The organism is Legionella qingyii, assembly GCF_003184185.1.
The window spans coordinates 45,491-55,784 of the sequence record NZ_QHJG01000029.1 but is presented as its reverse complement, the minus strand read 5'-3'; the positions used below and the strand labels follow the sequence as shown (position 1 = coordinate 55,784).

Sequence of the window (10,294 nt, the reverse complement as noted above, 5' to 3'; positions counted from 1 at the left end):
GATGGTTCAACCGCATTGTTAGATGGTACAACGGCAGTGTTAGATAGTTCAACTACGACAGCGTTAGATGGTTCACTCGCTTATGCAGGGGGTGAGTCAGGTCCCGGAGTGGTGAGCCTTGATCGTATTGTTGAAACTGTAGGAGATACAAACTATGCATATGCAACTGATCCCGCATTGCAAGGTGCTTTAACTGGGAGTTCTCTTGATTCCGCTGCACTTGTTCCCACAATTGACTTAACTCCACAAGATAGTATTTTAGATGTAAGTGCACAAAGTGTTTTAAGTGTGGCAGCTGCTGATAGCAGTTCAACTATTACAACAATAGATAGCTCAACTATGACAGTAGCAGATAGTTTAACTGTGACCGCAGTGGATAGTTCGACTGCAATAGTAGATAGCTCAACTGCAATAGTAGATAGTTCAACTGCAACAGTAGATAGTTCAACTGCTATAATTTCAGGCCAAACAGATGCGACTCTATCATTACAAGGAACATATACAGATATAGGTATAGGTGGCGTCGAACTAAATCAGACACTGATCTAAGTCACAATAGTTTGTGTTAGAACTTTAGCTTAAATCTGGCATCAAAGGTGAGAAGGCCTAATCAGCCTTCTTCTTATTTATGGTGGAGAAGCAGTTCCATTTCTAAACATAGGTTTAAATTTCTTTTGTTGTTAATGCTAAGCCTTGCTTATAGCTTCTACAAGCAAGCGCTTCTTCGCCAAGCTTTTCATGTAACTGCCCTTGAGTTTCATAGGCTAAAGCGGTAGGCTCTATCTCGTTTGATTTTTCAAGATAATATTTGGCTTTTCCCCATAATTTCGTTTCATGCAGATTTGTCCCAAGCATAAATAAAGTGCCGCTGAATGAGCATTTTTTTTCAGTAATCCTTCAGCAAAAGCCAGTTGTTTTTCATCTATTGGTAATAGGCTATAGAGCCCGATCAATTGGGGACTGAGGTCTTTGCGCAGTGTACGACGTAATAGGTCGCTTGCGGTAGTATAATCAGCATTTTTTAATAAGAATCGAACATATTCTGCTATGATATTGGGCTCATTAGCTAAAGCTTTGGGTAATGAATGGAAGAACGTATTCACTGCCTCGTGTTGATTTTGCCTAACAAGGTCAATAAGCCGCTGTAAATAAGCATTGTACTGTAATAATTCAAATTCTTGTGGATTAACAACCTGATATTTTTTTAAGTCAGGCAAAATATGAATGAGCTGAGGCCAGTCCTTTACTTCTTGATAAAGTTGCATTATGAGCTTTAAAACATAAGGATGACGAGGGGCTATATCATGTAAATGCTTGAGTGTTGCCAGAGCTTGCTCCCATTGATGATTGGCTAGTTGCAATTCTGCTTGGGTTAGTTCAACGGCAATTTTAGCCTCAGGCATCGATTGTTGTGCTTCACGCAGATAATCATCGCGTAATTGATTGTCTCCCATTTTTTGGGCGGCGCGAGCTGCTGTTAAATAATTAAGTAAAGGTGTGTCCGTATTCGGCAAGGCTTGAATCAAATGATTTTTGGCTTTTAACCAATATCCTTCACTGTATTCAATTAATCCTTTTCGAGTAATTGCCTGTGCTTTTTGAGCAAGCCGTTTCGAATGCCATTGCGTTAATGTACTTGGGGTATGAGAAATTTTCTGACATAAGCGCAAAACAAGATACATGGCAATGAATAAAATAATGATACCAAAGACAGCTACCCAGACCGTAGTTTCAATGGTCCATTGGTTGATTGCAATTAATACATAGCCAGGGTCTTTATTGAGTTGAATTCCTAAAGCTACGGAGCCGAGTAAGATCAAGAAGGCCAAGATAATACGCATCATGGTTGATTTCCTCCTTGTTCATGATTTAAAGATTGAGTCCCTGGAGTCTTTTTAGTTTCAATCAATTCATTGAGCATGGGGAGCGCAGAACCCATCGCTGGTCTTTTTCGAGTGATATTCGTTTGCTGTAACTCAGTCAGCTTTCTGATTAAAGTGGCAGTGCTTGGCTTGTTTTCATTAAAATTTGTTTTAAGACTACTAATCGCTTGATTTAGAACCAGTTGATAAACAAAAGGCTCATTATTAAGAACAGCCCATTGCGCTTCCTGGAAATTGAGGCGGAGCTTTTCTTTAACTAAGGCTTCAAATAAAGGAGACATCAGTGGTTCAATCCCTTGATCATGTCGTCGAATTACAACAAGCTTTTCCAGCACATTCATACTGCTTTGTAAACGAATTTTCCATGTAGAAGAGTCATTTGCTGGGACTGTTGTCTTTTCTTTCGGTGGTGTATTTCCACTTACCGGTAATGGGATGCTCAAATCGTTAATGCTGTTTTGCGCTGCATCCAATTGACTAAGCAATCCAGCAATATCGACAGAGGGTAGAGCTTGAATTTGTGCTATATCTTTAGCTATTGCTTGGCGGATATTCAAAATTTTAGGGTCGTTTAATTGATTTAAGAGCTGATCAGCCTGCTCCAACAATGCTATTGTTGAGTCAATTTCGTTGCTCCAATGTGCATTGATCTGTGCTAACTCAAGATAATAACGTGCCTTGAGGAGAAGCCAATCCTGATTTTGATAGAACTTTTGCTGCATTGCATTTTGGATTTGCTTATTTAAATTTTCAAATTTGGCTTGTAATTGTGTTTGTGTTTCTTCGGCCTTATTTGCTCTTACATTGATTTGTTCTTGGACTTGGTCTTGACTTTGCTCCAATTGTTGTAGCTGGGTGGAGAAAGTATTTTGCGCCTTGCTTAATTGATTTTGCAATTGATTGTTCTTGGAAAGAGTATAGGCAGCAACACCTAATCCTCCTAATGCAAATATAAAGGCAATGGTAGATATCAGGTATTTATTTTTACACCCAGTAGAATTATTTTGAGGTTTTGTCTTTTCATTTTGAGCAGTACTGAGTGTTGTTTTTACTTTTTGTATTTGATCTTCGTTGCCGTTTGCCATAAGTTAATCCTTTTTCACGTAATCAAACAATGTATTCATCACCCGATTAGGGTTACAAACTCTGATATTTTTTATATTCATCGATGAAGCTACTTGAGCCAGGCGCTCGCTGATCATGAGCCATTTTTTATTACGGAGCCATTCCTGGGCCTCTTTATCAAACAGTTTAAAAAGGTTATGCAGAGACTGTTCGCTTGTTAACAGTATAATGTCCACTAAATCATTGCGCCATATCGACTCAATCAAATTGCAGCTAATTTTAGGGATCACCCTTTTATATACCTTAAGAATAATCAGGTTCGCTCCTCTTTCTATTAATTGCTCCTCAATAAGTGGCCTGCCTCCCTCGCCCTTAAATAGTAGTACGTTTTGTTTGGCTGGTTGTTGTAATGTTTTTAATGCCAATAAATGTTCACTATCAGGTATATCGGGGATTGCGTTGACTTGTATGCCAAATTTTTGGAGTGCTGCAGCACTACCTTGACCGATTGCAATGACTTGAATTGAAGATGGCCATTTAATATTTTGACTGTTTAATTGAGTAAAACAATAATGAACGGCATTGGCGCTAATGAAAATGGCTTGGTCTACTTTTTTTAAATCAGGCAATAAATTGATCCAGTTACTATCGGTTGCTTGGATCTCTAGAGTGGGTAGTTCAATTACGACGCCTCCCGCGTCGCGAATGCTTTGACTCAGCGGCTGTGCCTGCTCTTGTGGGCGAGTATTTAAAATGCGTAAACCGAGTAGGGAGCTGTTCATTTTGGTACTGATGCCAGAATGTTTGCGGCTCCTTGAGCTAACAACGTTTGGGCGCAAAGTTCAGCCAAGTGTGTTGCCTGATCCAAGAGGCCTATTTGCTCGCTCTTAATGATTTGCGAACCATCAAGAGTTAGAACTTTTGCTTGTAAGGAAAGTTGATTGCTTGCTATCGGGACACAAAAAACTGCCAAAGGAACATGACAATTACCACCCAAGAGGGCATTGACCTTTCGCTCTGCATGTACACAAATAGAGGATACTGGATCATTAAGTTCGGCAAGCAGTGCTTGCATTTCATGATCGTCACTTCTGCATTCGATTGCTAGAGCGCCTTGACCACACGCAGGAAGCATGATTTGAGCAGATAATTGTTCTGTTATTAGATCGGTAAATCCCATACGCTCAAGACCCGCAGCAGCAAGGATAATTGCTTGAAATTCTCCTGCTTTCAGTTTCTCAAGTCGAGTATTGATATTTCCTCGTAAGGACTTAACATTTAAATCCGGCCTGTACGCCAATAATTGAGATTGCCGCCTAAGACTTGAGGTTCCAACAATAGCTTGTGGGGGGAGTGTTTGTAAATCGGTATGTTGGTAACTGACAAAGACATCAAATGGATTGTCTCTTTTGCAGATCGCAGCCAAACCGAGGCCTTCAGGAAATTCCGCGGGCATATCTTTTGAAGAGTGAACAGCAAAATCAGCTCTTTTGTCCAGCAAAGCTTCTTCGAGCTCTTTGACAAATAAACCCTTGCCGCCAACAGTGAGAAGCTTATCCTTGAGGAACTTATCTCCAGATGTGCTCATAGGTAATAGTTCAATCTGCAGATTCGGCCATTTATTTAACAATAAATCTCGAACATGATTGGCTTGCCACAAAGCCAAAGGGCTTTGGCGGGTTGCTATGCGTAGGGTTCTTGAGTACATATGATACCGCATTTTGAAGAGCATGCAGTATCATACTATGTTCATTACACAGATGCACGTACAGAAAGAGCGATAAAAATGTAAGTCCATCCATTTACAATCATATCAATAGCAATGAACATTCCTATAACCCATAAGCCGCTAATTGGCCATTGCATGATGATTAACACACCAAGAATAATAGCAATAATTCCTGCAAATAATAACCAACCCCATCCTTTGCTGTCTTTTAAAGAAAAGGCAAGAATTATTCGTGTGATGCCAATAACAATGAGCACGCCAGCTAAGAGTGCAGTAATTAAAGTAGATGCTAAAAAGGGATCATAAAGAACAACACCAGCTCCGATTAGGTATAAAACTGCAATTATTGTTTGCCAGAAGATACCTTTCCAGTCTCGATGTTTGAAAATATCAATAAAATGGGATATCGCAGAAATAATTAATAAGGCAGCAAAAAAATACATGCTAACTAAGGTCAACCCGATGACCATGCTCAAGCCTACACAACCTAGAAAAACAAGTAATATTCCTAATCCCAAAAGCCAACCCCAATTTCGTCTTAACGTGCTTGGGGTGTAAATTTCATTTGTATTTGTCATATCCTTTCCTTTCCTTATTTTAAACATCCATAATCAATCAATACCATTGAAATATAACCTAATTTTCCGATAGTTGTCGAATGGCGTTACAATGTGGCCGCTCTTTGCCTGGGTTATAAAAATTAGATTATTTATAATTATCGTAAAAGGCATAAGGTTGTTGTTTATAGTAGGCCCAATAACGATCTCCATACGACCAATGCCAATATTCATTGCGATAATTGACGAAACCTACAGTGTCTAAGACATGGCACATGATTTTTCGATTTTGTTTTGCTTCGTGAGTAATAATTTCTGAAGCAGTTAATGACAGAGAACCGTCTAAATCCTCCATCCAATCTTTAGGATGAATTCCCATGTCAATGGCCTCTCCTTGTTCATTGATTAAATAGACATCAATTGCAGCGCCTGTCGAGTGAGGTGGAATATTGGGTGAACCATCCAGGTTGATGACGGGGGAGACCAGTCGTGTTGTTTCAGTAAAAATCTGCTCTGATGACCATTCGGGATGTTTATTTTTAACTTTTCCATAACGTGTATCAAAAAGCAATTTTTGTAATGCCAGACTACGGTAGCTTTCATACAAGCAAAAACGTAATCCTTTAGGTAACAAGGATTGGGCTTGGTTTAGTTTTTCATAAACCGCTTTTCGCATTTTGGTGTAATCAGTATTATTCGGTATTTCTGGAGACGGACCATAGCTAATCTCAGGATGATTCATTAAATCAATCATCGGGTCGTGATTATCAATCACCGGAATGGCAACTATCTTAGGATCGGCAATGAGCAAAATAGAGTCTTGTATGGTGTAGTCTGACATTTCAAATCCTTATAGCTTATTTTTTTCCATAGAGGCGAATGCCTCTGCTGCATTGTTCCTGATTTCTTCATCGGTTAGATCTTTGGTATGTGTGGCAATCATCCACGAGTAGCCAAAAGGATCTTTAATTAACCCGGCACGATCCCCCCAAAACATGTCCGCTACAGGCATTGTTATTTGACCTCCAGCATTTACAGCGTGTTGAAAAAAGGAGTCTACGTCAGGAACATATACAAAAAGTGTGATTGGTGATTTTCCAAGCGTTTCAGCACTTTTGGAGCAACCCTCTCCTTCCATTTCATCACCCATCATAATAATCGAGTTACCAATTTGAATGTGAGCATGCATAATGCCTTTTCCATCCAAGGAAGGGAAAATATGTAGTGTTTTAGCATTAAATGCTTGTTTATAAAACTCAATTGCTTTCGCACAATCTTTAAAAGTAAAGGCTGGCGTTACGGTATGAAAGCCTTCAGGAATTGCTTGGACCATGTTTTTGCTCCTTAGTTTTTTTAACGATCCATTATAGTTTGAAGATTGTTTCCTGGATACAAGATGATTTTCCACTTATTTGATTTTGATCCTGCTGGAAAAAAAATTCACTTCTAGGTATTATCCTAAATTATTATCATGAGGTGTATCGGCATGAGGTTGCAGTTTTTAATATCATTGTTTTGTTTTTCATTTGTGGTGTATGCAAGTGAAGAATCGCAACAACGAGAAATTCAATTAAGAATTCAACCTGTAGGAAAGGTCACTGTACAAGGTCAGGCTCAGACAGATAATAAGGCAATTAGTAATGTAGCGACAAAAGAACCCGGACAAGACACGTACCAGCAATATTGTATTGTTTGTCATCGAGACGGTCTCGCGGGAGCACCAAAATTCAGAAATGAACAGGATTGGAAACCGCGTTTAGTCAAGAGAGAATTAAATGATTTACTTGCTTCTTCAATAAAAGGTTTAAATGCTATGCCTGTAAAAGGAACGTGTATTAAATGCAGTGATGATGATCTTAAAGCAGCTATATCTTATATGTTGCCAAAATCATGAGAAAGCTTACTTATCGAAGAATTCAAACGCTCAATGCAACACTGACCGTGTTTGTATTATTTGCATCTTTTTACTTTCAATACGTTGTTGGTCTTATTCCTTGCCCTTTATGCATCATGCAGCGCATCTGTGTCTTTTTGTTGTTGGCCGTTATGGGATTGAGCTTTCAAACCTTAAAAAAGGCGCATATTATTAGTTTTCTACAAAGTCTTATTGCGTGTGCCGGTTTATTTTTTGCTTTACGCCAATTATGGTTACAGTCTTTACCTGCGGGCGAGGCGCCTGCGTGTATGCCTGGTCTCGATGTTTTAATCCGTTATTTTCCCTGGCAAACTGTAGTAAAAACTCTATTTTGGGGTAGCGGCGATTGTGCTGAGGTAAGTTGGCAGATGCTGGGAATATCAATGCCAGGATGGTGTGCTCTATACTTTTCATTCATGGTACTAATGGGATGTTTTTTATTTTGGCATACCCGACGAAGAGCGCTTCACGAAGATAATTTTTAAGCTCGTGCTTTGTAGCCTGGGTGCCGCAAAATAGAACCCAGGATTGAGCGGTTTGTTTATGTCCTAAAACCTGTGTTTCGCTGCGCTGCATCCAGGCTATATGAGCATTTTGTTAAATTGTTTTTGAAGTATTGAATTGCAGATTTTTGCTAACAGTAGCTGGAGCGCATTCTGGCACTATCGAGGATAAATAAGACTTGGGTTGATTTGTTTCCGGATGTGCGAAGCGAAGCATCTGATTTTTAAAGTGAGCGATACGAGCGGCTGATTCGGGTGATTGAGCTAAAGTAATTTTTTGCAATAACTCCAACAATACTTGCCGTGGTTGGTGGCAGACGATCAACATATCACAACCTGCTTTAAGGGCTTCTTCTGTTCGGGTCATTAAATTGCCTATATCGGCACCGGTCATGCTCAAGCAATCGCTTAAAACCAAACCTGTAAAATCTAATTCATGGCGTAATATCTCTTGCAACCAAATGGTTGAAAAGCCAGCAGGCTTATTTGCATCAACTGCCTTATAAGTTACATGCGCGGGCATGACTGCGCTAAGCAGTCCTTTATCGATTAGCTCGATAAATGGTTTTAAATCTTTGGTTTTCAACTCATCCATCGAGGCAAGAGAAACCGGCATTGTGCTATGTGAATCCCCACTGACCGAACCGTGTCCTGGAAAATGCTTGGCAACAGCTGGCATACCAGCCGCATTCATCCCTTCAATAAAAGCACCAGCTAAAGTGACAATCACATCAGGATTATGGTGAAAAGCACGATCTAAACGTGCAATAATAAGATTTTTATCATGTAGGTCAAGGACTGGGGCAAGACTTAAATCCACACCACAAGTTAATAGGTCTTTGGCCATAATTTCGCCGTATTGTCTTGCAAGTCTGATGCCGACTTCCGGGTTAAGATCATAGGTATCGCCATAAACGCGAGGAGCAGGCAAAGCACGAAATCCATGGCGCATAAAACGTTGCACAAAACCACCTTCATGATCGGTTGCTATAAAAATATTAGGATTGATTTCGCGAATTTCACAAATTAAATGTTCTAACTGCTGTGGACTTGAGAAGTTACGAGTGAAAAGAATCACGGAACCTACCAGAGGATGTTTTATGATTTCCCGTTCAATGTCTGAAAGTTCATTACTTTCTATATCGATCATGAATAAATTTGAATTTGAACTGGGCATATACATATATCCTTTTTAGAATTTGGATTAATAGGGCCATGCTTCCATAGGTTTTGCGCATGATATCATAGATTAGACTTCTTTCGAAACTCTACTGGAGTGGCAAATTGCTCTGTTGATTCGGTGCTCTGATTCTCATGCATTTCGCGTGTACACACTGATTTTTGCTCCATTTCTCCCCGACTTTTACTCACCTGTGTGCATTGCGAAAGTAGTCTATTGATTAATTATTAACAGGGCTAATGCTGGTAATCTGAGTTTGACTTAGCTATTATCGGCATTTTTGAATTATTTCTAACCGATGAAAACCTTTTCTTGCGATGTGTTGCATAAACACTCATCTACTCAAGCGCGAGTGACGCGTGTTACTACAGCTCACGGTGAATTTATAACACCAGTTTTTATGCCAGTTGGTACGCGTGCTGGTGTAAACAATATGACTCCCGCTGAATTGCATGACGCACACAGTCAAATCATTTTAGGGGGTAATACCTATCATATGTTATGTGCCCCAGGTATGGAGGTCATCGAAAAAGCGGGAGGAATGCATCCTTTTATGGGGTGGCATGGACCGATGTTAACGGATAGTGGCGGCTTTCAGGTTTTTAGTTTATCCAAGAATAAAGAAATTTGTACGATTGATGAGGATGGCGCGCATTTTCGATTGCCTGGGAGTCAGCGGCTAATTCATATGACGCCGGAAATGTCCTTAGAAACCCAAAAGATTATTGGTGCGGATATTATTATGGCCTTTGATCAGTGCACGCCGGATAGTTGTACTAAAGATGAGGTCAGTCATATCATGACGCGTACTCATCGTTGGTTAAACCAATCCATACATTATCATCAACAATATCCCAATTCACGCTATGGTTATGAGCAAGCGCTTTTTGGCATTATTCAAGGCGGAACTTTTAAAGATTTACGTCGTGAAAGTGCGGATTTTGTCTCTTCAATGGATACCGAAGGGATTGCAATAGGTGGTGAAACTATTGGCTTTGATATGAAAACTACGGTGGAAGTTATACGCTGGGTGCGCGATTACTTACCCGAAAATAAACCAAGATATACCATGGGTGTTGGAATGTCACCTCAGGACCTTTTGGATGTAGTCGCTGAAGGAATTGATATGTTCGATTGTGTTGCTCCGACGCGTAATGCGCGACATGGATCTTTATATTGCGGTGAATTGATTCGAGAAGGCAATTGGTTGCGTTTTGCCAGTGAGTATGAGAATGAACGCATTCAAATAAAAAAATCATGCTTTGCTAATGATATGTCGCCGATTATGGCACAGTGTACATGTTACACTTGCCGTAACTATTCACGTTCTTATCTACATCAGTTAACAAAACAAAAAGCAAATTTATTTACAGCATTGGCAAGCATTCATAATGTTCATGTAATGCATGATGTTTGTGATAAAATGCGTGAGTTAATAATTAACGAACGTGTGAATTAAAAG

At 39.7% G+C, this 10,294-nt stretch carries 11 protein-coding genes and 1 pseudogene; 4 read left to right on the top strand and 8 right to left on the bottom strand.

Annotation, left to right across the window (positions count from 1 at the left end; genetic code table 11):
- Positions 1–549: hypothetical protein (locus DGG96_RS15815; protein WP_205872622.1), on the top strand; the 549-nt coding region annotated here is incomplete at its 5' end.
- Positions 550–663: 114 nt separating this feature from the next.
- Here the strand turns inward: DGG96_RS15815 and DGG96_RS15810 are convergent.
- From DGG96_RS15810 to DGG96_RS15780, 7 genes and pseudogenes are all read right to left on the bottom strand, one after another.
- Positions 664–1,844 (bottom strand): annotated as a pseudogene (locus DGG96_RS15810) (heme biosynthesis HemY N-terminal domain-containing protein).
- Entirely contained in the window at positions 1,841–2,968 is a 1,128-nt protein-coding gene (locus DGG96_RS15805; RefSeq protein WP_110143608.1) for a uroporphyrinogen-III C-methyltransferase, read from the bottom strand. Before DGG96_RS15805 ends, DGG96_RS15810 begins: the two are co-directional and overlap by 4 nt.
- A 3-nt stretch (positions 2,969–2,971) precedes the next feature.
- Positions 2,972–3,730: a uroporphyrinogen-III synthase gene (locus DGG96_RS15800; RefSeq protein WP_110143607.1), complete on the bottom strand. Its 759-nt coding sequence runs from the start codon at positions 3,728–3,730 to the stop codon at positions 2,972–2,974.
- The gene (hemC, locus tag DGG96_RS15795; RefSeq protein ID WP_110143606.1) at positions 3,727–4,656 is read right to left on the bottom strand and encodes a hydroxymethylbilane synthase; all 930 of its coding nucleotides are present in this window, start codon (positions 4,654–4,656) and stop codon (positions 3,727–3,729) included. Before hemC ends, DGG96_RS15800 begins: the two co-directional genes overlap by 4 nt.
- A 44-nt stretch (positions 4,657–4,700) precedes the next feature.
- Positions 4,701–5,255 carry an HdeD family acid-resistance protein gene (locus DGG96_RS15790; RefSeq protein WP_110143605.1) on the bottom strand — a complete coding sequence of 185 codons (555 nt, stop codon included), beginning with the start codon at positions 5,253–5,255 and terminating at the stop codon, positions 4,701–4,703.
- Positions 5,256–5,382: 127 nt separating this feature from the next.
- Positions 5,383–6,075, bottom strand: coding sequence for a M15 family metallopeptidase (locus tag DGG96_RS15785; RefSeq protein WP_110143604.1), 693 nt, complete (start codon positions 6,073–6,075; stop codon positions 5,383–5,385).
- A gap of 9 nt (positions 6,076–6,084) precedes the next feature.
- Positions 6,085–6,567 (bottom strand): VOC family protein, encoded by a 483-nt coding sequence (locus DGG96_RS15780; RefSeq protein WP_110143603.1) that lies wholly within the window; start codon positions 6,565–6,567, stop codon positions 6,085–6,087.
- Positions 6,568–6,720: 153 nt separating this feature from the next.
- Between DGG96_RS15780 and DGG96_RS15775 the strand changes: the two genes are divergently transcribed.
- Entirely contained in the window at positions 6,721–7,128 is a 408-nt protein-coding gene (locus DGG96_RS15775; protein ID WP_110143602.1) for a c-type cytochrome, read from the top strand.
- Positions 7,125–7,634 (top strand): disulfide bond formation protein B, encoded by a 510-nt coding sequence (locus DGG96_RS15770; RefSeq protein WP_110143601.1) that lies wholly within the window; start codon positions 7,125–7,127, stop codon positions 7,632–7,634. Before DGG96_RS15775 ends, DGG96_RS15770 begins: the two co-directional genes overlap by 4 nt.
- Positions 7,635–7,746: 112 nt before the next feature.
- On the opposite strand, the gene nagZ is transcribed toward DGG96_RS15770, so the two are convergent.
- Positions 7,747–8,829 carry a beta-N-acetylhexosaminidase gene (gene nagZ, locus DGG96_RS15765; protein WP_110143600.1) on the bottom strand — a complete coding sequence of 361 codons (1,083 nt, stop codon included), beginning with the start codon at positions 8,827–8,829 and terminating at the stop codon, positions 7,747–7,749.
- Positions 8,830–9,130: 301 nt separating this feature from the next.
- On the opposite strand from nagZ, the gene tgt reads away from it, so the two are divergent.
- A complete protein-coding gene (gene tgt, locus DGG96_RS15760; protein ID WP_110143599.1) occupies positions 9,131–10,291 on the top strand; it encodes a tRNA guanosine(34) transglycosylase Tgt in 1,161 nt (386 codons plus the stop codon).
- Positions 10,292–10,294 lie beyond the last annotated feature (3 nt).